This window comes from Methylomonas sp. BW4-1, assembly GCF_052474385.1.
Genome location: NZ_CP184125.1, coordinates 3,234,393 through 3,255,844 on the forward strand (window position 1 = coordinate 3,234,393; position 21,452 = coordinate 3,255,844).

The window sequence follows — 21,452 nt, forward strand, 5'->3', positions numbered from 1 at the left end:
AGCGCCTAGCAAAAAGTTAGCGTGTATTTTGAGCCAAACCCTTGGCTGATTTCGTCAATGGCCTGTTCAAGTTCATCATGGCTAAAGGTTTTACTGCTCATAAAGAAAGTATTGTCACTGGCCAGCGTATTGACATTCTGGGTGTCTGAAGAAAGATTTCACGACATCCGGGAGTTTCTGTAAGCGATGCATGGCAGATTGAACGAGTTTCTTTAATTCGATTTTATTTTCCGGCATCTGCTTGGCCACACGTGGCTTGATATAGCCCCAAACCTGTTCATCCGGATTGAGTTGTGGCGCGTACGGTGGCAGAAAAACCAACTGCAACCGGCCTTGCTGTTGCTCCACAAACGTTTTAACGCTCTTAGCCTTGTGAATCGGATGGCCGTCGACGACCAAGATGATCGGCTGTTCGGCACCGCGTAGCAGACGTTTCAGAAATTCGATAAACACCTCGGCGGTGACGTTGCCTTCTTGCACCATGAAGCGAAAATCGCCTCGTGCGCTGACCGCAGAGATCAGATTCAAACCGTATCGTCGCCCGGTGGTCTTCACAGTCGGCGTCCGCCCGACAGGTGCCCAGGTAGTACCGGCATGAAAGTCAGAACGTACGCCAGCTTCGTCGACAAAATAAATCACCGCACCGGTGCGTTTGGCTTCGGCTTTCAAGGCAGGAAACGCCTCCGACTGCCATTTTTCCACCAACACCGGATCCTACTGCCAAGCCGCATATTCCATCCCAAACCCACCACCTGTTCCGATAAAAAACCCGCCAGCAGGCGGGTTCTGTTTGATGCCTGAATCCGGCGGGATTATTCTTTAGACTTCCAGCAATCTGCCGGCGGCTGAGTTTAGATTCATAATGCAGGCGTAGCACCTGGCGGATTTTTCTCATGGCAATTCTCCTGTTGGCCATCATTAGACCTCGTTGGCATCGGCCAACGTTTTTCTCCAGCTTGGGGGTAGATACCGGCGCGTTGCAGCCTCACAGCGCAAGTGGCGGCGATGAATATACATATAGGCAGGCCTCCCGTACTTGACAGACGGGCAAGGGAATCGCAGAATTGACATCGAAGGCTCACTTCAAATGCAGTTCCGCAAAGCCCCTAGAGTTGGCGCTCTAAGGGCTTTGTTATTCCTGGCCTTGTTTACGGTCAGTAAGTTTTAAGTCATGTTTTTTCTCCAGTTGTCGATTCGGCTTTGATTTTGGTGCGATGCGATGACGGCCCTCTCGGTTTGAAACTGTAACGTTCAGGCCAAACCTCCTCGATCCGGCATCCCAACAGACCGGCGATATAGCGGGCAATCTCGTAGACCGTAATCCGGTCATGAATGACGTTATTCACCACACCACCTGACACGCCTAATTCGCGAGCAATTTGCGCCTGGCTTTTGCCCAGGCGTTGCAAACGGTAAATGATTTCAATGGCGTCCATCGTGGCTAAAGGTGACATCGTTTCGGGCTGCGAGTAATCTATCGTTAATTAAACAACAATTATTGTAACTCAATAGAGTTTCAATATAACTCTATAAATTATGATTATGCAACGTAACCCGCCTCAAAATGCTAGTTTGGGTCTGGAGGGTTTCGCTACTCGACTGACACAGCTCATTGCCCAATCCACGCCCAGTCAAGCCGAATTTGCCCGCCGTATTGGCATATCCACCGGCTTTCTGAGCGATGTAGTCCGCGGACTCAAGAAGCCAGGTACCGAATTTTTCTATGCCATCCGCACCGAATTCGGCGCATCGATCGATTGGCTGCTCACCGGCGAAGGCACGATGTTTGGGCGTAACGATATCGATCTGGATTTACTGAGGAACATCGAGCTCTATATCGCCGTCGCCCGTTCGGCCGTTGTGGATGGCGACCCAACCGCCAAAGCGCTGCTACTGCTTTGCCAAGCCGGCCACTTGCAAGAGGCCCTGGCCGATCCTGCTTTAACTGATTTTCTGGAACGCATCGCGCCCCACAGCGACCTCAATTTAGCGGCGGAACTCTACAACAGCCATCTCTGGTACCACGATCCGACATTCCGTCGGCGCAACCTGCTCGCCGCCGCCCAAGCCCACTTCGAAGCGCAAAAACCGCACGACAAACGGGCCGCGTTTGCCAATATGGCTAATTCTACAGTCCAGATCAATTTTGGCGGTTCGCAACGTAACGCCGGCCGCGACTACTACGAAAAATAGGCGCTCGAAACCGCCAGAGATGACCAAGCGATGAACCAGGAACAAAACCAAAATACCAATCACTCCAGCACCCACCTCAACATCGACGGCATTCAGCGCAATGCCGGCCGTGATTACTACGAATACATTGCCTTAAGTTCGATTAAAACCCTGCTGACATGCGCCCCAAAAGCGCTGCTTGATCGGATAGCGTTGGATAACCCAAGAATGTTTGAGTGTCGGTTTGGTTTCGAAACGTCCCTAACGATTCGGCAGCAGATTCTGGCGATCCAGAATCGCTACGACTTTACCGACAAACAAATGCGCGGATTCCGTGTATCGGGCACGTTAAAAATCACCCCCGAAGAAGCCAAATTGGTGCCCAGTCGGTTGGCGTTGGCCGCCGGCTGGGCGCAGGTCTGGATACTCAGCCTCTACAGCATAGTGATGCTATATTGCACGTCTCATAAGTTATTGCATGGTTTATGCTGTCACTGCTTGAGCTTAAGCAGGGTTCAAGGGGACTGATGTGCGGAAACTTATGCGACGCGCTATACCTCGTGGGATATTCGCTTCCGCCAACGCCGAAACAGCTACAAGCCCTGGTGCTGCTCGGCGGATTCTGGCTGATCATGGCCTGGATGCTCAACAAGCTCTGTATCGCGTCATGGTACATCGCCAAACAGGCTGGCGTCCCGACGGCATTCCGTCGGCGCAGACTGTTCGCTGCCGCCCAATCCCATTTCGAAACCCCAAAACCCCACGACAAACGGGCTGCATTTGCCGATACACCCAGCGCGCCGGTTCAGATCAATTTCGGCGGTTCGCAACGCAACGCCAGCCGCGACTACTACGAGTATTTAGTGCCAAACTCCCTCAAATTGCTGTTAGCGTGGACATCAATGGCGGAACTTGACCGGAGAGCGCTGGATAACCCCGAGCTATTCAAGTGTCGTTTTGGATTTGCACCGCCGACTACCATTCGCGAACAGGTCATTGCCATTCGCCGGCAGTACGACTTCACGGATCACCAAATCCGCTGGCTCCGCTACTCCGGCTTGTTAAAAATCACCGCCAAGGAAGCTAAGCTAGCGCCCAGTCAACTGATATTCATTGCAGGATGGATGCTATTGCTCGTGGTTAGCCTGGTCTGTTCTTCCATGCTGTTTCGGATTAGCTATCCCACGACCATGATCCCCGCTTGGAAACAAATGGCAGGATACCTGTTCATTTGCGGATACTGGACGATGATGGCCTGGCCGCTAGGCAAGCTCTATCTGGAGCCATGGTACGTACTGAAACGGGCAGGTGCATTAGCTGCCAAAAATTACCCGATAAGTTGATACCTGTATGTGGCCCCGAAACAATGAGCCAAAAACAAAAACTGATAGGTAATTTGTTTGGCGATAGGGATTCGGACGGATTTATCAAACCGACGATGAATTAGTGGAGCCGCTTACAATTGTCGCTAAAGATTATCTCTGGGTAGCCGATAGCAAATAAATACACTTTGCCATCTCGGAACCAATGAGCCTAAGGAGGATGCAATGATAGTCAGCTTGAATTCAACGGGAAGTGCAAACCAATATAAACTTCTTGATAAAGCAGAGGCAATGCCTTGGAAAAATCGGTTTACCACATCGAAAACACAGCCCATTGGCCAGGGATTCGACGCCCAACAAGCGGCATTAAAACCAATCGAAATAAAAAAACTGTTAGCGAGTGTCGATCTAAGAAATATATCGCCACATGACTTGGGTATGTTGGGTGGTTTTTTGAATGGAAACGGTGAAATATCGGACAATTCTGCTAATGAATTTGTCCTTTCGACCATAACAAAAGATAATATGAACGCTAATACCTCCATGGATATGATCAAATTTTTTGAAGAACACTATACTCTTGTTGACAAGCTTATCGCCCAAGGCGAGCAGGGAATGGAAGATGCCAGGAAATTTTTAGGAGATGCTCTCCATACACTATATAGCATGGATGAGTTTATAAAAAATATGGGAAGCGGCGTTTTTGTCGATGAGAAAGCGTAATGCGCGGGAATCAAGGGGGAACATCCCCCTTGACTCTGCTTGTTACAGAAGGAACGAGTATTTCAAAGACCAGTATCCAGGTTGGGAGCTATAGGGGCTATTAACGACTACCCATCTATACGTACCTGCTGTCCCGTTATACATAACGGGCTCTGTCGCTACAGTTGACCATAAGCCGCCTAAATATTTTTGCAAAGATAGAGTTAGGGATGCTGAGGACATCGGAGTTAAAGTTGCCCATTGATACCCTGCACAGTTTGTCGTGTAAGGTCCATAAGCAACTGCTGCGGCTCCTGGAGCCAAAGGACCTCCGGTTACGGTATTGGTATATCTAACGCAGGTCGCGGCGGCTTGCTGTACATTGACTTGTGCAGATGGAACTATCTTATAGATTGTGGATTCTCCATTTTCATCCAGTATTTCAAGATATTCCTGTGGGGCCACAATAGTTGATGATGTTGTTGCCTCTTGTTCATCCGCGAAGGACAGCGTTGAAAGAAAACTTATAAATAAGCCCATGAAAATGGCATATATCGTTGTTTTTGACATCTAATCTCCTTGAACTTGAGCGTTCTAGATCAATAGTAAATTTGAGAACTCATGTTGTGGGCGTTATTTATGCCCGAAAGCAAGTATAGCGTGAACACTAACACGTAAAATGCGTCACATTGCCGCAGACTCAAGCCCTCCGTTAGTCGGCTGTCGCGCATTCTGAATTTCCTTTTCCAACTCCTTCCAAACCCAATCCTCACCATAGGAATTCACGGTTTCCAGGCGGAGGTGTATCCAACCCCATTGCCTTCCATGAAATCCAATTGCCAGACATTCCACTGCCGTTCGGTCGGTGGCCCGTATTGCCAATTGGGCGCGAGTACCATAGCCTTAGCTCAACAGCCAACCTCAACATCGGCGCCACCGGCTGTTTTGGTGTCGGAATGCCTGGTGGTTTTGAAGTCGGAATAGGTGGCGGTTTTAATCGGAATACGCAGCCAAGCCCGATACAAGGGCTTTTGCGGCTTAAAACCCAGCAGCCGCATGATTCGCCCCACACTTGGCGAGGTCAGACGTTTGCCAAACTGGCGGTAAATGACTTCGCCAATCAACGACAATGTCCACAAGCCAAACTCCAGCCTCATTTGCCAGGGTGTTTTATCCCGCACGGTCTCGGCGATCCAGCGCATTTCGTCGGGCGTGACCAGCGGTGGGCGTCCGGTAATCTTTTTGGCCAACAGCGCATTTTGACCGCCCGTTGTAAAGTCGGACAACCAACGAAACACCGTGCGAATGTTGACACCCATCGCTGCCGCCACACTGGCCGCTGTCTGCCCATTTTTCACCGCTTTGACCGCCTGCTGCCGCATCACTTGCAGAGTATGGTGATCAATTTCTCGGCCGTCTGAATCTCGTTTACATTTCATGGGCATATTATCCCACGAACATGACTTAACTTATTTTAAGAGCAGTAAAAGGAAGACATTCATAACGGTTCAGTTCAGGGTCTAGGGAGGCAGAAAATAAAATCGCATTCCTTTCTCTTCCAACAAATCCCAATAAGGTTTCAGTTTCTTGGCAGTATGAATGTACGCATTGTCCAAAATCGCTTCAGGCGAAAATACGACAGTCATCTATGTCGATTATTACCCGAACTTTAGATAGTCGAATATTTTTTGTAAGGTTTGATCCTCTCCTAACGACTTATAGCAACTAGTCGACCCAATCCAGGAGATTTCTTATGCTCACCAGCATTTTATTTATCAGCGTTTGCTTTCTGGCCTATGCCAACGGTGCCAATGATAACTTCAAGGGCGTGGCGAGTTTGTTTGGCAGCGGCACCGCCAATTTCCGTCAGGCGCTGACGTGGGCGACGCTGACAACGTTTGCGGGTTCGATTACAGCGCTGTTTTTAGCTCAGACTTTGCTGGTTAAATTTTCCGGCAAAGGCTTGGCGCCGGATGAATTGACACACACTCTACCCTTCATGATTGCCGTCGCGGGTGGTGCCGGAATGACCGTGATTCTGGCGACGCGTTACGGCTTCCCAATTTCCACGACTCACGCGTTATTGGGCGCCATGGCAGGTAGCACTCTATTAGCAACGTCCGGCAATATCAGCTTGGCGCCTTTGCTGAACAACTTTGTGTTGCCGTTGCTATTGAGTCCGTTTGTGGCGGTATTATCCGCCGGCTTGTTGTATCGAGGTCTGAGTATGTGGCGTAACCATAGGCAACTAACTAACAACCTATGTTTATGCATAGAAAACCCGGAAAGTCTGGCGCTGGCCAGTAACGTCAATATGACCCTGGCAATCGATTCGGCAATCGTCCCGTCTCTAACGCTCGATCGTCAAGAGGCTTGCGCCGAGCGACAGTCTAGCCTGGTTTTGGGCTTTAATCTTGAACGCCTGCGCGATGGACTGCATTTTTGCAGCGCCGGCGCGGTCTGCTTTGCGCGCGGCCTGAACGACACGCCGAAAATTGCCGCCTTGTTATTGCTGGCACCTGGTTTTGATCTGCAATGGATCATTATCGTGGTAGCCACTACCATGCTGCTGGGTGGCGTATTCAACGCCCGGCGGGTAGCGGAAACCATGAGTCATAAAATCACCACCATCACGCACGATCAGGGCTTGTCCGCCAACTTGGTGACGGCACTGTTGGTGATTTTCGCCAGCAAATTTGGGATGCCGGTTTCCACCACCCATGTATCGGTGGGTTCATTATTCGGTATCGGCTTGGTCAGCGGCAAGGCCAATACCGGCGTGATCGCATCCATTGCCTTATCCTGGCTGTTGACCTTGCCCTGCGCGGCTGCCTGTTCTGCCGCAATCTATTACACTGCCATTGGCGCCAACCTTTGATAAAAAACACACGAGAAATCCCATGACTACCAGTATCGAAATCAGCGAATCGGTCCGCCATTACTATGGACAGGTTCTACAATCCAGCGATGACCTTAAAACCAGCGCCTGTTGCAGCATCGACGCCATGCCAAGCTATTTAAAAGCGCTACTGGCCGGATTGCATCCGGAAGTGCTGGAACGTTTTTACGGCTGCGGTTCGCCGTTGTCGCCGGCCCTGGCAGGTAAGACAGTGCTGGATTTAGGCTGCGGAACGGGCCGCGACTGTTATCTTTTGTCGAAACTGGTCGGACCGACAGGCCGGGTAATCGGCGTCGATATGACCCCCGAGCAACTGGAAGTGGCCGTACGTCATCGCGACTGGCACGCCGAGCGCTTTGGTTTTTCGAATGTTGAATTCCTGCATGGCCATATCGAAAACCTGCACACCGTCGGCATAGCCGATAACAGCATCGACGTGGTGATCTCCAACTGCGTCATCAACCTGTCGCCGGAAAAACCCCGCGTACTGGCGGAAATCTTCCGGGTGTTGAAACCGGGCGGCGAACTGTATTTTTCTGACGTGTTTGCCGACCGCCGTATACCTACCGAACTGCGCCAAGACCGGGTATTACTGGGTGAATGTTTGGGCGGCGCGCTGTATTGGGAAGATTTCCGGCGCATTTTGCAGGACTTAGGCTGCCCGGATGTCCGTAAGGTCAAACAAACCCCCATTAATATCGACGACCCCGAGGTGTTCGCCAAAATCGGCATGGTCAAGTTCGATTCGGTCACGGTCCGCGCCTTCAAAATGCCTTTGGAGGATCGTTGCGAGGACTTCGGCCAAGTCGCGGTCTATTTAGGCTCTATCGACCAACATCCGCACAGTTTCGATCTGGACGACCACCATCATTTCGAGACCGGCCGGCCGCTAAGAGTATGCGGCAACAGCGCCGACATGCTGGCTCTCAGCCGTTACAGCGATCATTTTCAAGTGTTGGGTGATAAATCCCGGCATTTCGGTTTATTCGATTGCTCGCCAGGGCTAGGCAGCGAATCGGCCAAGGCTGATAGTGCATGTTGTTGAGCGCCGAGATGAACACATCCGATCAACTGAACGAAGCCCTAATGGCCGAACATCGGCCGGTGCTGTTTCGCTATGCCTTGCTGCAACTGAAGGATAAGGAACTGGCCGACGACGCAGTGCAGGAAACCTTACTGGCCGCTTGGCAATCCTCGGCAAACTTCGAAGGCAAGGCTGGGTTACGCACCTGGCTAATCGGTATTTTGAAACACAAAATTGCCGACCACTGGCGGCGTAGCGCCCGTGAAGTTGCCACCTCTGACTTCGATCAAATCGATAACGGCGAGGACGAAGCAGACGAAGACGCGTTTTTCATGAGCAACGGCCACTGGAACGGCGGCCCCACCACCTGGAACGATCCCGAAGCGGCGCTCAAGCAACAGGAATTTTGGACCATTTACGAAACCTGCCAGAACAATCTACCGCCGAGAATGGCCAAGGTATTCATGTTACGCGAGTTGGTCGGTCTGGAAGCCGAGGAAGTCTGCCGGGAAACCGGCTTAAGCGACGCCAATTACTGGGTCACCATGCATAGAGCCCGATTGCGGCTGCGTGAATGCCTGGAAATCCGCTGGTTCAATCAATCGAAAGCAAAAAAGGAGTATCGTCATGCGTAGTTGTCGCGACATTACCGCCCTGGTGTCACAGGGCTTGGACAAGAAACTCAGCGTTGGCGAACGACTGGCGATTGGTTTGCATGTGATGATGTGCTCGCGCTGCCGCAATTTCCAGAGTCAGAGCCAGTTTATCCGTAAAGCGGCGCATGGTTATACAGAACAGTTACAAAATCGTTTGGTTAAAAAACCTGAGTCAGATTGAAACTTGCATATTGACGATGGATGAATAGGCGCTTTGCTATGCCGCATTTCAACGGCGTTTTTCCTGCAACGCCAGAATCAGCGGACAACTCGCCTCATTCTGATTGATTTGGCAACGTCCGATCAATTCCTGCAAGGCCGTTTCCATACGGCGTAACTCAGCGATGCGGTGTTGAACATCTTCGAGTTTATGTTCGGCTAGTGTGCGTACCTCGTCACAATGACGGCTGTCCGCCAGTTTTAACAAATCGACCACTTCGTCCAAACTGAACCCTAGCCGTTGCGCAGATTTGATGAAGACGATCCGCTGAACGTCCGCCGTACTGTAACGGCGGATGCCGCCCAAAGGTCTGTCTGGCTCGGGCAATAACGCCCGACGCTGATAATACCGTATGGTTTCCACACCAATTCCAGCCGCTTTGGCTAATCCGCCAATCGTCAGGCCGTCCACGGTTTTGTTCATAGCTATTGACTCCGTACTTGACTACGGGAATAAGCTTACCCCAGCTTGATCAATCAGGAAAATCCATGTCCGAATCTTCATACAGCCGTCACTTTCTATTCGTTAGCGGATTGGGTGCCGTATTGGCATCCCTGTGTTGCCTGGGGCCGTTATTGTTACTGGCGCTGGGTTTTAGCGGGGCTTGGCTAGCCAATCTGACCGTGCTGGAACCCTATAGGCCCATTTTTATCGGTTTTTCGCTGCTGGCGTTATTTTTGGCCGGACGACGCTTATTTCGGGCAAGGCCCTGTTGCCAGCCCGGCGAATCCTGCATTCAACCGCCGATGCGTCAACGACAGGTCGTTATCTTTTGGTGCGTGGCGATGCTGATTCTGTTGGCGTTGGTTTTTCCTTATCTGCTTCCCTGGTTTTATTAGGCCGCCCTCATGAAACGATACTTTGCCTGGCTGATGATAAGTTTCGCCATGACTCAACCGGTATGGGCCGAATCTCGTACCGCCGTACTCACGATACCCGGCATGAGTTGTGGCGCCTGTCCGCTGACGATAAAAATGGCGCTGAGCCGGATAGCGGGTGTGACAGGGATGACGTTCAACGTCGATAGCCGTCAGGCCATCGTGCAGTTCGATGCAGCTAAAACCACTGTCGAAGCACTGCTGCGTGCTACCGGCGACGCCAGCTATCCCGCTACACTTAAAGAGATAACACCATGAGCAATGTTATTTTGGAATCCACACTGATCTGTCCGGAATGCGGACACCGCAAAACCGAGACCATGCCCAGCGATGCTTGTCAGTGGTTTTACGAGTGTCAGGGTTGCCATACCCTGTTAAAACCGAAACCCGGCGATTGCTGTGTGTTCTGTTCCTACGGCAGCGTCGCTTGCCCGCCGATTCAGTCGCATGGCAAGCATTCGGGGTGTTGCGGGTAAGCGGGCGTTTCCCCTATACTTTCGCCATGCGCCTATTAAACCTGTTTCTGATCACATTACTCTGCGTTGCGATTCCGCTTCAGGGCATCGCCAGCATGGTAGTGACCAAAACCCCTTGTCCGGCGGAAACCATGGACATGGCGTCTATGGATATGGATACAGATCACCAGCATAGCTGCTGCAACGATGCCGATACCGTGGCTAAAACCGGCAAGCCCTGCAAGGCAGAACAGGATTGCCAGCCCGCTAGTCCTGGCCTGGTCAATCATGCCGACAAGCCGTTATCGGCTGTTGTCGGCACCCAATTACCCCTCTTTAACAGCCGCTCAGCGCTAAGTTTCGACCCTTCCGCCACTTGGCGACCGCCCGATCTCATCTAATTCCGACATCATCCATCCGTATCGCATTGTCAAAAATGCCCGATACGGTTTAAGACCATCGTTCAAGCGACTGTTGTGCATGGCTGCATTTGTTCACGCAAATGACGGGCATTGGTCGCAAGGAATTAGACCATGTTTATTTCATTCCCTTTTGCGCAAGGCTTGGCTCGTCGCGCACGCTTTGCCATGCTGTTGGCGGTATTGCCTTGCAAAGTCATGGCTGTCGGCTTGTCTTTTGACAATGCGCTGGCGCTGGCCTTGCGTGAAGCGCCGGTGCTGACCGCCAATGAGGCGCAGACCGACGCCGCCCGTCAGGCGGCGATTCCGGCTGGCGAACTGCCAGACCCGCAATTAGCATTGGGCATTGACAATCTGCCGATACAAGGCGCCGACCGCTTTAACCTGTCACGCGACTTTATGACCATGCAGCGCGTCGGCGTCAGCCAAACATTTACCAACCCCTACAAGCTCGACGCCCGTACTGCCGCAGCAGAAGGCCGTGTTGCACTGGCGAAAGCGCAAACCCGGCTCACGCGTTTGCAGGTGTTGCAGGAAACCGCCATGGCCTGGATTAGCCGGGAAGCGGTCGAGCGCCAGCTTGCCCGTATTGCCGGGTTAGAGGATGAAAATCGGCTGTTTGAAGGTGTCGTCAAGGCACGCTTTGCCGGTGGTGCGGGGATGGCGAGCGAACTGCTGGCGCCGCGCCAGGAAGCCGCGCTGATTGCCGAACGCCGTGACGAGCTCGACAGCCGTCATGCCCAGGCCGTCGCCCAGTTGAAACGCTGGATAGGCGAGGCGGCATCGCAAGCGCTGATTGGCTCGGCGCCCGACTGGCCGATCAATCGCGAAGCCTTGTCGCATGGTTTGCATCGTCATCCCGAACTGGATTTGTTCGATCCTAAAAACCGGGTGCTGGATGCCGAGCTGGACGAAGCCAAAGCGGATAAAATCCCCGATTGGGCACTGTCTTTGGCCTATCAGCGGCGGGGTTCGGCCTATAGCGACCTGGTGTCGTTACAGGTAAGCGTCGATTTGCCGGTCTTTTCAGGTTCCCGGCAACAGCCGAAGCTGGAGGCCAAATTATTAGAACGTAATGCGTTGGCTGCCGAACGCCAGGCGGCCTTGCAGGAACACACCGCGATGCTGGAAACCGGTCTGGCCGAACACCAGCGCCTGTCGAATGCCGTCAAACGGGCCCATGAAGTATTGATACCCTTGGCCGAGGAAAAAGTCTCGCTGACCTTGGCTGCCTGGCGTGGTAATCAGGGCGATTTGCCCACCCTGCTCGCCGCCCGCCGGGAACGCATCGACGCCGAGCTGAAAGCCATTGCGCTGGAAGGCGAACGCCGATCCGTGGCCGCGCGTCTGCACTACGCCTACGGCGAACAAACCTTGGAAGATGCGGAGCCGCAACCATGAAAGCGCTGAATAAACCACTGATCCTCTCAATGCTGGCCTGTCTATTGCTGACGCTGGGTGGCGGCATGGGCTGGTGGCTGGCCCTGCGCAACAACCAGCCAATAACCGGCCATATCGCCAGTCATGCCGAAGCAACACCGCCCGACAAGCCGCGCAAAGTCCTTTACTGGTACGACCCGATGATGCCGCAGCAGCACTTCGACCAGCCCGGCAAATCGCCCTTTATGGATATGGAGCTGATTGCCAAATATGGCGATACTCCCACGGATACAGCCGAAGCAAAAGCCGCCGAATTAAGCATCGATCCTGTGGTATCGGCCAGCATCGGCATCCGTCTGGCAACGGTGTCCCGCTTGCCGTTGAGCCGTCAAATCGATGTCAGCGGCCTGCTTGCGTTTAACGAGCGCGATGTTGCCGTGGTGCAGACTCGCAGCGGCGGCTTTGTCGAGCGCGTCTGGCCGTTGGCGGCTGGCGATATGGTCAAGGCCGGCCAGCCGCTGGTGGAGATTCTGGCGCCCGAATGGGCGGCGGCGCAACAGGAACTGCTGGCGGTGCGCGGCCTTGCCGACCCTGCGTTGCTGAGCGCGGCTCGCGAACGCTTGCAGTTGCTGGGTATGCCGGATAGCCTGATCCGACAACTGGAAAAATCCGGCATGGTTCAGTCGCATTACACGATCAGCGCGCCCATCGCCGGTGTTGTCCAGTTGCTGGAGGTGCGCAACGGCATGACGCTGATGAACGGTCAAACCCTGGCGCGGATCAATGGCTTGTCCAGCGTCTGGCTGGATGTTGCCGTGCCTGAAGCGCAAGTGGATGTGGCCCGCATCGGCAATCGCGCCGAGGTGAGGCTGGGCGCATTCCCTGAACATGCTATCGACGCTCAGGTGTCGACGATTTTGCCGGCGTTAAACGAAAGCAGTCGCAGCATCCGGGTCAGGATAGAACTGAAAAATCCCCGGCTGCAACTGCGGCCCGGTCAGTCGGCGCAAGTCAGGCTGAGCGGTGTCAGCCAGGAAACGGCACTGACCGTGCCGACCGAAGCCCTGATCCGAACCGGCAAACGCACGCTAGTGATGCTGGCCGGCGAGCATGGGCGTTTTTCACCGCTTGAAGTCAGCGTCGGCCACGAGATCGGCGACCGGACGCAAATCGTCAGCGGGCTTGAAGAAGGTCAGCAGCTTGTCGCCAGCGGTCAGTTCTTGATCGATTCTGAAGCCAGTCTCAACGGTATCGAAGCGCGTTCACTCGTGTCGGAGCACAGTCATGGCACGGACGGTGCGCCATGATCGCCGCATTGATACGCTGGTCGGTCGGCAACCGTTTTCTGGTGTTGCTGGGTACGCTGTTTATTGCAGCCTGGGGCGTGTGGTCGGTCAAGACCACGGCTATCGATGCCTTGCCGGATTTGTCGGACGTGCAAGTCATCATTCGCACCAGTTACACCGGACAGGCGCCGCAAGTGGTCGAAAACCAGGTGACTTATCCGTTGGCGACCACCATGTTGTCGGTGCCGGGCGCCAAAACGGTACGGGGTTTTTCCTTTTTCGGCGACAGCTTTGTCTATGTGTTGTTTGAAGACGGGACTGACTTGTATTGGGCGCGTTCGCGGGTGCTGGAGTATCTGAATCAGGCGCAAAGCCGGTTACCCGCCACGGCGCGCGCCAACCTGGGGCCGGACGCCACCGGCGTGGGCTGGATTTATCAATACGCGCTAATTGATCGGACCGGTCGGCATGATCTGGCCCAGCTGCGCTCGTTGCAGGACTGGTTTCTGAAATACGAGCTGAAAACGCTGCCCAATGTCGCCGAAGTCGCCACGGTCGGCGGCATGGTTAAACAATATCAGGTGGTGCTGGATCCCATTAAAATGGCCAATCTGAATATCAATCAGCAGCAGATCAGTGCAGCCATCAATCAATCCAATGCCGAGACTGGCGGGGCGGTCCTGGAACTGGGCGAAGCGGACATGATGGTGCGTTCCAGCGCGTACTTGAAAAATATTGACGATTTTAAATCGATAGTCATCAAGCTGGCGGACGGCGTGCCGGTGTTGCTGAACGACGTGGCGCATATCCAGATCGGCCCGCAAATGCGTCGCGGCATCGTCGAACTGGATGGCGAAGGCGAAAGCGTGGGCGGGGTGATCATTCTGCGTTCCGGCAAAAACGCCCGCGCAACCATCGCGGCGGTGAAGCAGAAACTGGATGCCTTGAAAGCCAGCCTGCCCAACGGCGTGGAAATCGTCACCACCTATGACCGCGGCAAGCTCATCGATCGAGCGGTCGAAAATCTCAGTCATAAACTGGTTGAGGAATTTATCGTGGTGGCGCTGGTTTGCGCGGTATTCCTTTGGCATCTGCGTTCATCGCTGGTAGCGATCATCGCCTTGCCGCTGGGGGTGCTGACGGCGTTTGCCCTCATGCGCTATCAAGGCATCAACGCCAACATCATGTCGCTGGGCGGCATCGCCATTGCGGTGGGGGCGATGGTCGATGCCGCCGTGGTGATGATCGAAAACGCGCACAAAAAAATTGAGCGTTGGCAGCATGATCATCCCGATCAGGAACTCGCAGGCGAGGCACATTGGCAGGTGATGACTGAAGCGGCGGTCGAAGTCGGCCCGGCGCTGTTTTTTTCCTTACTGATTATCACCCTGTCATTCTTGCCGGTGTTCACGCTGGAAGCGCAGGAAGGACGGTTGTTCAGCCCGCTGGCGTTTACCAAAACCTATGCGATGGCCGCATCGGCAGGGCTGTCGGTGACGCTGATTCCTATCCTGATGGGCTATTGGATACGCGGCAGGCTGCCGAGCGAAGCCGACAATCCTTTGAATCGCTGGCTGATCAAGGCTTACCAGCCACTATTGAATGCCGTCCTGCAGAAACCCAAATCCACACTGGCGGTGGCTGCCCTGCTGTTTTTGACCGCACTGTGGCCGGCCAGTCAACTCGGCGGCGAATTCCTGCCGCCGCTGGACGAAGGCGATTTACTGTATATGCCCAGCGCCTTGCCTGGGCTGTCCGCGCAAAAAGTCGGTGAAGTGTTGCAGCAAACCGATCGCATGATCAAAACCGTACCCGAAGTTGAACGCGTCTACGGCAAAGTGGGCCGGGCCGAAACGGCCACCGATCCGGCGCCGCTGGAAATGTTCGAAACCACCATCCAGTTTAAGCCGCGTAGCGCATGGCGGCCGGATATGACGCCGGAGAAACTGGTTGAGGCACTGGATAAAGCCGTCAAAGTACCGGGACTGACCAATATCTGGATTCCGCCGATCCGCAATCGCATCGACATGCTGGCCACCGGCATCAAAAGCCCGATCGGCGTCAAGATTACCGGCAGCCATTTAGACGACATCGACCGGGTCGCTCAACAAGTGGAACGGGTGTCCAAACAGGTGGCCGGCGTGTCGTCGGCGCTGGCGGAGCGACTCGGCGGCGGACGCTATATCGATATTGACATCGACCGCACGGCGGCGGCCCGTTATGGTCTGAGTATCGCCGAACTGCAAGCAGTGGTGGCCGGTTTGATCGGCGGCGACAATATCGGTGAAACCGTGGAAGGGCTGGCCCGCTATCCGATAAACCTGCGTTATCCGCGCGAATGGCGCGATACGCTGGAACGTTTGCGACAACTCCCCATTATCACCGCAACCGGCAGCCAGATCACGCTGGGCATGGTGGCGCGGATTCAGGTCAACGACGGGCCGCCGATGCTGAAAAGCGAGAACGCCCGCCCCAGCGGCTGGGTGTATATCGATGTGCGCGGTCGCGATCTGGCTTCTGTCGTCGATGATCTTAGGGCTGCCGTGTTACACGACGTCAAACTGACACCCGGCATTACGCTGAGTTATTCAGGACAATTCGAGTTTCTGGAGCGTGCCAATGCCGGTTTGGCACTGGTGGTGCCGGCGACATTGCTGATTATCTTTGTCCTGCTCTATTTGACCTTTTCCGCGTTTGATGAAGCCCTGCTGATCATGGTCACGCTGCCGTTTGCGTTGATCGGCGGCGTCTGGTTTTTATACCTGATGGGGTTTAATTTATCAGTGGCCACCGGGGTGGGTTTTATTGCGCTGGCCGGGATTTCTGCCGAGTTTGGCGTGATCATGCTGCTGTACCTGAAGCAGGCCTGGGCTGAACGCATGGCAAACGGTCAGCACAGCGAAGCGGATTTATTGGCGGCCATCAGAGAGGGCGCAGTGCTGCGAGTACGGCCCAAAGCGATGACCGTGGCGGTGATCATCGCCGGCTTGTTGCCGATTTTATGGGGCAGCGGTAGCGGCAGCGAAGTGATGAGCCGGATTGCCGCGCCGATGCTCGGCGGCATGGTCACGGCGCCGCTTCTCTCATTGTTGGTCATTCCGGCGGCGTATCGCTTAATGCGCGGTCGAACGCCTAAAAAATAACGAATCAACCCATTTCTTGGTTAGGCAATCTCATCACAGGCGTCGCCGCTTGTCCTTGCGTCATCTATCTACGCCTTTACGTTACAGCCAATGGCCAAGGTATTCATGCTGCGTGAGTTGGTCGGTCTGGAAGCCGAGGAAGTCTGCCGGGAAACGGGCCTAAGCGACGCCAATTACTGGGTCACCATGCATAGAGCCCGATTGCGGCTGCGCGAATGCCTGGAAATCCGCTGGTTCAATCAATCGAAAACCAAAAAGGAGATTTGTCATGCGTAGTTGTCGCGATATTACCGCCCTGGTGTCACAGGGTTTGGACAAACAGCTCAGTTTAGGCGAACGTTTGTCGATCAAACTGCACGTGATGATGTGCTCCCGCTGCCGTAATTTCCAAAGTCAGAGCCAGTTTATCCGTAAAGCGGCGCATGGCTATATCGAACAGTTGCAAAAGCGCTTGGATGGGGAGTGGTAGGCCCTTGAAACAGGTTAGCGCAGGCGTAGGGTTGGCAAATTCGCCCACCATTCCAATCTGCGTGGGTACAAAACCGCCCCACCCTTGTATGATGATTTTTAGCAGCGTAGCTACCAGGACACGGCCCTTCCTGGTTCCAAAACTCCAGTTTGGGAACAGCATGTGGTGGTTGGCGGCTTTGCGGCCGGCATGGTGGTGAGCCTTGCCAACAAAGGGAAAGGCGGCGTAATTCTCCGGCAGAAACTGGATGCCGTCGGCTATGGCTTTTTAATTCCTATCTTCTTTATTGTCGCCGGCATGAAATTTGACATCAGTGCACTTTGGGCAAACCCGTTGGTTCCGGTCCAGATCATCTGTCTATTGGGTTTGCTGATTCTAATTCGTGGCGTACCGGTACTCCTTTACATCCAAGCTTTAGCACCAAACGACAGGTTGCCCTTTGCGCTTTATTCTGCTACAGGCCTACCCATGATCGTCATCATTTCAGAAATAGGTGTCTCGTCCGGCCTTATGGCTCCTGATCGCGCTGCGGTTCTAGTCGGTGCCGGCATGATTTCCGTATTGCTATTTCCTGTTCTTGCCGAATGATTGAGACAGCAAAATACCAGTATCAATGAGCAATACTCATAAGGTTGTTTTTAAATTTATTCCTATCCTCGGACAGCGTTGCCAGAAACTGTGACTATTTGGAGATGGTAATTTCTGGTGCGCCCTGTTGTGACAACTCTGTCATGGTCATTTGGAATATCTGATGTAGTAAGCGAAAACTCTCACGATTCCATTGATAGCCTACTTCCGGCTTAATCGCATAATGCAATCCGCCGTACTTTACGCTCATATCCACATCGTCGGGCTTAGACTCTGATACCAATACCTCTAGGGTATGAATCGGATTTTCGCTAACAAAAGGTGAGCGCGGGTCTTTATCCACGTTAAATTCAGGTTCGTCTTTGATGTCGCGACCGATGAAATTCACGATACTGTAAAAACTGCGCAAACGGAAAAAACCATGTATTGGCACTTCGCCACCTGGATAGCCAGAACGAATATCGACCATCACGTCATTACTGGCGCCATTATCGGCTTCTTCGTTGAGCTTAATACGCTCCTCGTTGCTCAATGACTGAGGGTCGTAATTGGTCAAAATAATGTGTCCGGTAACCCGTTTGCTCAGCTTCAACTGGCGATTTTCAGCGTCATAGACAACCTTGAAGGTCTTTTGCAGTTCAACCAACCGCTCCGGTGGCAGAGCGTCCGCAGCTAATTCCCAGTTGGCATCAAACAGCAAGGGTTCTACGAATAAAGCATTACGATCCTGAATCGATGAAAGATGGGACACAACTTGTCGAAATAATCGATAGCCATCCTTATCAGATGGCTTGTTATTGTAAACCCTATCTTGATGATCGTTTTCGATACGCAATTCGCCCGCAAGTAACCGGAGAATAAGGTCAACATCTGCGCCTTGCCGCAGTAACATTGTGAGTTTGCTTTCCTGAAAAGGCGTTAATAAACGTTTGGTAAATTCCTCGCCTTCCATCGGCACGATGCTAATCGTTGGATTTTCAGAAACCGAACCGCCAAATATTGGGGTTATCAACGATCCGGTTGGGCCAGTCACTGCCGGGGTGGCACCTGCATTGAATTGGAAATTAAAGGTGGCGGCGATATTCGACACCCCCGTAAAATGTAAGGGTTGATGCTGATGCGCACGAGCAATATTGAGTAACAGCAATTCAGAAAGAATGTCAGAGGTCGCTTGGTCATAACCAATTACCGCATAATCCAGCGCAGATGGCGAGACGCAGGCTTGCAGCCCCAGCAGGCTGGATAACAGCATCACACGCAGTGATTTTTTCGTGCAGGTCGCCCGCAGGCTCTGTTCTGTCATTGCCGAATTCCGTTTTGAGGTGAATTGAGTCGATCCTGTGGTTTCGCATGCCGTCTTACCGGCGCGGGACTATTTGCGTAATTTACCATTAGCCGCTTGTTTTACCTTTTTACTCTCGAAATGCTTCAGCCCGACGAAAGTACCCCATCCGATTAAAGTCATGCCCACAATGAAAGCGCCGTAGGCATAAGGCCAGGGAATGCTCTCGGTCATCATGGAAAACTCCGACATACCGCCAATACCCGCCAGTATATTGATGGGCATGAACACCACACCCAGCACGGTTAGCTGATTAACGCGACCATTTTGGTTGATATTAATAAAACCAATCGTCGCATCCATCAAAAAATTGATCTTGTCGAACAAAAAAGCGGTATGACTATTCAATGACTCGATATTACGCAGAATCGGCTTGATGTCATTCACCTGTCTTTTGGAAAGAATTCTGCTTTGCATCAAGAAACCCAGCGCGCGTTGTGTGTCCAAAATATTGCTGCGGATTTGACCATTCAAATCTTCTACCTCGGCAATTTCGGCCAGAACAGTCGCCGCTTCCTGATCGGACATCTTTTCACTTAAGACTTGTTTACCTACTTTGCTGAGCGTCCTGTAAATGTCTTCAAGGGAGTCAGCCGAATATTCCACATCGGCGCCGTAAAGATCGATCAACAAATCAAGATTATCGGTGACATAGCCAGGGCGAGTACGGGCACGTTGGCGTTGCAAGCGAAAGACGGGTAATTCTTCATTGCGCAGTGAAAACAAAGTGCCTTCATGCAGAATGAAGGCTACCGGAACGCTACGCGAATGATCGTATTTATCGAGTAAAAAATTCGAGTGAAGATGAATATCGTCATTCTCTTTGACGTGAAACCGTGTACTGACCTCAAGATCGGTTTCATCACCCGGATCGGGTAATTCCAGTCCGAAATGCCGGCCAACATACACACGCTCCGCCGGGTTGGTACTGAGCAGATCGATCCAAATCGGTTGAAAACCGTCCAGGTCTTTGCGGCAGGTCACCGTAACCTGTCGAAGCCGACCATTAACGAGTTCAAAGGCATTGATCTGGCTGTCGGAGAAATCAGGTTCCTGAATTCCCGCAACCTGTTCACGAATAGCGTCCGAGACTTCCCAAAGAATGTCGTTTTTTCGTTCGTCAGGCATTTTCTGCCAAAGCAGTATTGCATCATCAATCGGTAAAGCCTCAAGGATAGCGGCAATCTCACCAGCAGGCAGTCTTTTCAATAGGGACTCAATTTCAGCCAAGTGCTGGCGATGAACCAGGGTCTCGACGATGTCTTGGCGCGGCGTATGTTGGCTATGAACCATGCCCTCCACCAGTTTATGTTTGTTGAGTAGCTCCTGAATTTTTTCTAGGGACATGGCAATTGTACTGACCCGAATTTGTTGACATAACTTCAACCATTATAAGTTACCAACGTAACAATCCCCATCAAGGAGTTAATCAAATCATCGTTGATATGTATTTGATACATCATAACCAACTGCGTAAACGCCGCAGCCAGCTTTTGCCGCTGTCGCCAACGACCGGCAAATACGGCAGCGATTCCTCCAGCAATCTTGCCAGCAAATCATGATCGATCAGGGCTTGTAAATCTTCGGCGCTGCCTTTTTGCATCGTCGGCTTGAGCGCCAGTTTGCCTTGCTGTTTTTCCAGCGCAAAGCCGTTGCCGCATACCCGGCAAAACACCTTGTCGCCGACTTTCTGGTGTCTATGCACGACTACAACCGGGCCGCACATCGGGCATTCGCGCATCGGAATACCGGTATCACTGTGACCGATAATGCCATCCAGTTCATTGGATTGTGCCAACTCGATGAAACGGCGGCCGAAATGCAGATCAAATTGCTGGTCCAGATTCACCTCCATCTGTTCGATGGCCGCTGCCACCGGCATACCCTTGCGATAAGGCCGCGTGCTGGTCATCGCATCAAAGGCATCGGCAATCCCAACGATACGCGCAGATTCCGCAATTTTCTTGCCGAGCAACCCGGATGGATAACCCAGGCCATCAATGCGTTCATGATGTCCCAATATCGCATCCATCGCCAACGGCGCCAAGGGATGTCCTTGTAACACTTGAGCGCCCAAAGCAGGATGAGTTTTCATCACGGCATATTCCGCATCGCTGAGTTTACCGGGATTATTAAGAATGCTGTCCGGCACGCCGACTTTGCCCAAGTCATGTAAAAAGCCGCCCAGGCCTGCAATGACAGCGTCCTGTTTGGAAAACCCACACGTCAAAGCCAATCGCGTCGAATACTGCGACACCCGCCATAAATGCCCGCCGGTATAAGGATCGCGGGCTTCAACCAGAAACGCCATGCTGTAGAGCGTGTGCAGTAAATCCTGAGTATGGGTATTTTTCATAGCTTGCTCTTATTGGATAAATCAATGGATGCGGACTTGACCACTGATTAAGTCGCAAATTGACAGTATTTCCTTACAGCGCTATTTGAAGTTTTTTTTGGGCTGAATCATGTGTCGATAGGCCGAAAAAATTTGTAAGGA

At 52.8% G+C, this 21,452-nt stretch carries 24 protein-coding genes and 2 pseudogenes; 18 read left to right on the forward strand and 8 right to left on the reverse strand.

The features are described from left to right. Positions 1-114: 114 nt before the first annotated feature. Together ACH5Y9_RS14880 and ACH5Y9_RS14885 are read right to left on the reverse strand one after the other, a co-directional pair. Positions 115-732: pseudogene (locus ACH5Y9_RS14880) on the reverse strand (IS630 family transposase); the annotation flags it as partial. A 437-nt stretch (positions 733-1,169) separates the two neighbouring features. Continuing rightward, on the reverse strand, positions 1,170-1,454 hold the full coding sequence (locus ACH5Y9_RS14885) for a helix-turn-helix domain-containing protein (RefSeq protein ID WP_445366626.1): 285 nt from the start codon (positions 1,452-1,454) through the stop codon (positions 1,170-1,172). Positions 1,455-1,542: 88 nt separating this feature from the next. On the opposite strand from ACH5Y9_RS14885, the gene ACH5Y9_RS14890 reads away from it, so the two are divergent. The 4 genes from ACH5Y9_RS14890 to ACH5Y9_RS14905 all read left to right on the forward strand — a co-directional run bounded on the left by ACH5Y9_RS14890 (position 1,543) and on the right by ACH5Y9_RS14905 (position 4,217). Further along, the gene (locus ACH5Y9_RS14890) at positions 1,543-2,193 is read left to right on the forward strand and encodes a helix-turn-helix domain-containing protein (protein WP_445366627.1); all 651 of its coding nucleotides are present in this window, start codon (positions 1,543-1,545) and stop codon (positions 2,191-2,193) included. Between the two features lie 30 nt (positions 2,194-2,223). Then, a complete protein-coding gene (locus ACH5Y9_RS14895; protein ID WP_445366628.1) occupies positions 2,224-2,700 on the forward strand; it encodes a hypothetical protein in 477 nt (158 codons plus the stop codon). Positions 2,701-2,732: 32 nt separating this feature from the next. Continuing rightward, positions 2,733-3,515 carry a hypothetical protein gene (locus ACH5Y9_RS14900; RefSeq protein ID WP_445366629.1) on the forward strand — a complete coding sequence of 261 codons (783 nt, stop codon included), beginning with the start codon at positions 2,733-2,735 and terminating at the stop codon, positions 3,513-3,515. Positions 3,516-3,719: 204 nt separating this feature from the next. Beyond that, positions 3,720-4,217, forward strand: coding sequence for a hypothetical protein (locus ACH5Y9_RS14905; protein WP_445366630.1), 498 nt, complete (start codon positions 3,720-3,722; stop codon positions 4,215-4,217). A 42-nt stretch (positions 4,218-4,259) separates the two neighbouring features. Here the strand turns inward: ACH5Y9_RS14905 and ACH5Y9_RS14910 are convergent, their stop codons facing one another. Then, positions 4,260-4,766 carry a hypothetical protein gene (locus ACH5Y9_RS14910; protein ID WP_445366631.1) on the reverse strand — a complete coding sequence of 169 codons (507 nt, stop codon included), beginning with the start codon at positions 4,764-4,766 and terminating at the stop codon, positions 4,260-4,262. A gap of 440 nt (positions 4,767-5,206) precedes the next feature. Then, positions 5,207-5,635: pseudogene (locus ACH5Y9_RS14915) on the reverse strand (winged helix-turn-helix domain-containing protein); the annotation flags it as partial. Between the two features lie 314 nt (positions 5,636-5,949). Here ACH5Y9_RS14915 and ACH5Y9_RS14920 point away from each other — a divergent pair. From ACH5Y9_RS14920 to ACH5Y9_RS14935, 4 genes are read left to right on the forward strand one after another with little or no spacing between them, the layout of a single operon-like run. Then, a complete protein-coding gene (locus ACH5Y9_RS14920; protein ID WP_445366632.1) occupies positions 5,950-7,074 on the forward strand; it encodes an anion permease in 1,125 nt (374 codons plus the stop codon). Positions 7,075-7,096: 22 nt separating this feature from the next. Next, positions 7,097-8,140, forward strand: coding sequence for a methyltransferase domain-containing protein (locus ACH5Y9_RS14925; RefSeq protein ID WP_445366633.1), 1,044 nt, complete (start codon positions 7,097-7,099; stop codon positions 8,138-8,140). An 8-nt stretch (positions 8,141-8,148) separates the two neighbouring features. Beyond that, complete coding sequence (locus ACH5Y9_RS14930; RefSeq protein WP_445366634.1) at positions 8,149-8,754, forward strand: sigma-70 family RNA polymerase sigma factor; 606 nt, start codon at positions 8,149-8,151, stop codon at positions 8,752-8,754. Next, positions 8,747-8,956 carry a zf-HC2 domain-containing protein gene (locus ACH5Y9_RS14935; protein ID WP_445366635.1) on the forward strand — a complete coding sequence of 70 codons (210 nt, stop codon included), beginning with the start codon at positions 8,747-8,749 and terminating at the stop codon, positions 8,954-8,956. Before ACH5Y9_RS14930 ends, ACH5Y9_RS14935 begins: the two co-directional genes overlap by 8 nt. Before the next feature lie 48 nt (positions 8,957-9,004). Here ACH5Y9_RS14935 and merR read toward each other — a convergent pair whose 3' ends face one another. Then, the gene (merR, locus tag ACH5Y9_RS14940; RefSeq protein ID WP_445366636.1) at positions 9,005-9,418 is read right to left on the reverse strand and encodes an Hg(II)-responsive transcriptional regulator; all 414 of its coding nucleotides are present in this window, start codon (positions 9,416-9,418) and stop codon (positions 9,005-9,007) included. Between the two features lie 65 nt (positions 9,419-9,483). Between merR and merT the strand changes: the two genes are divergently transcribed. From merT to ACH5Y9_RS14990, 10 genes are all read left to right on the forward strand, one after another. Continuing rightward, on the forward strand, positions 9,484-9,834 hold the full coding sequence (gene merT / locus ACH5Y9_RS14945; RefSeq protein WP_445366637.1) for a mercuric ion transporter MerT: 351 nt from the start codon (positions 9,484-9,486) through the stop codon (positions 9,832-9,834). 9 nt (positions 9,835-9,843) lie between these two features. Next, on the forward strand, positions 9,844-10,131 hold the full coding sequence (merP, locus tag ACH5Y9_RS14950) for a mercury resistance system periplasmic binding protein MerP (RefSeq protein WP_445366638.1): 288 nt from the start codon (positions 9,844-9,846) through the stop codon (positions 10,129-10,131). Continuing rightward, positions 10,128-10,349 carry a GDCCVxC domain-containing (seleno)protein gene (locus tag ACH5Y9_RS14955; RefSeq protein WP_445366639.1) on the forward strand — a complete coding sequence of 74 codons (222 nt, stop codon included), beginning with the start codon at positions 10,128-10,130 and terminating at the stop codon, positions 10,347-10,349. The genes merP and ACH5Y9_RS14955 overlap by 4 nt, the downstream gene beginning before the upstream one ends. A gap of 26 nt (positions 10,350-10,375) precedes the next feature. Next, positions 10,376-10,729 carry a hypothetical protein gene (locus tag ACH5Y9_RS14960; RefSeq protein ID WP_445366640.1) on the forward strand — a complete coding sequence of 118 codons (354 nt, stop codon included), beginning with the start codon at positions 10,376-10,378 and terminating at the stop codon, positions 10,727-10,729. 132 nt (positions 10,730-10,861) lie between these two features. Next, complete coding sequence (locus ACH5Y9_RS14965; RefSeq protein ID WP_445366641.1) at positions 10,862-12,148, forward strand: TolC family protein; 1,287 nt, start codon at positions 10,862-10,864, stop codon at positions 12,146-12,148. Further along, a complete protein-coding gene (locus tag ACH5Y9_RS14970; protein ID WP_445366642.1) occupies positions 12,145-13,434 on the forward strand; it encodes an efflux RND transporter periplasmic adaptor subunit in 1,290 nt (429 codons plus the stop codon). The genes ACH5Y9_RS14965 and ACH5Y9_RS14970 overlap by 4 nt, the downstream gene beginning before the upstream one ends. Continuing rightward, complete coding sequence (locus tag ACH5Y9_RS14975) at positions 13,431-16,556, forward strand: efflux RND transporter permease subunit (protein ID WP_445366643.1); 3,126 nt, start codon at positions 13,431-13,433, stop codon at positions 16,554-16,556. Before ACH5Y9_RS14970 ends, ACH5Y9_RS14975 begins: the two co-directional genes overlap by 4 nt. Before the next feature lie 90 nt (positions 16,557-16,646). After that, entirely contained in the window at positions 16,647-16,832 is a 186-nt protein-coding gene (locus ACH5Y9_RS14980; protein WP_445366644.1) for a sigma factor-like helix-turn-helix DNA-binding protein, read from the forward strand. Further along, a complete protein-coding gene (locus ACH5Y9_RS14985; protein ID WP_445366645.1) occupies positions 16,825-17,025 on the forward strand; it encodes a zf-HC2 domain-containing protein in 201 nt (66 codons plus the stop codon). The genes ACH5Y9_RS14980 and ACH5Y9_RS14985 overlap by 8 nt, the downstream gene beginning before the upstream one ends. 162 nt (positions 17,026-17,187) lie before the next feature. Then, the gene (locus ACH5Y9_RS14990) at positions 17,188-17,613 is read left to right on the forward strand and encodes a cation:proton antiporter domain-containing protein (protein WP_445366646.1); all 426 of its coding nucleotides are present in this window, start codon (positions 17,188-17,190) and stop codon (positions 17,611-17,613) included. Positions 17,614-17,707: 94 nt separating this feature from the next. On the opposite strand, the gene ACH5Y9_RS14995 is transcribed toward ACH5Y9_RS14990, so the two are convergent. The 3 genes from ACH5Y9_RS14995 to ACH5Y9_RS15005 form a co-directional block, all read right to left on the reverse strand. Beyond that, complete coding sequence (locus ACH5Y9_RS14995) at positions 17,708-18,916, reverse strand: hypothetical protein (RefSeq protein ID WP_445366647.1); 1,209 nt, start codon at positions 18,914-18,916, stop codon at positions 17,708-17,710. A 69-nt stretch (positions 18,917-18,985) separates the two neighbouring features. Then, a complete protein-coding gene (locus tag ACH5Y9_RS15000; protein ID WP_445366648.1) occupies positions 18,986-20,302 on the reverse strand; it encodes a CorA family divalent cation transporter in 1,317 nt (438 codons plus the stop codon). Between the two features lie 112 nt (positions 20,303-20,414). After that, positions 20,415-21,311, reverse strand: a complete 897-nt coding sequence (locus ACH5Y9_RS15005) for an HD-GYP domain-containing protein (RefSeq protein ID WP_445366649.1) — start codon at positions 21,309-21,311, stop codon at positions 20,415-20,417. Between the last annotated feature and the right edge of the window lie 141 nt (positions 21,312-21,452).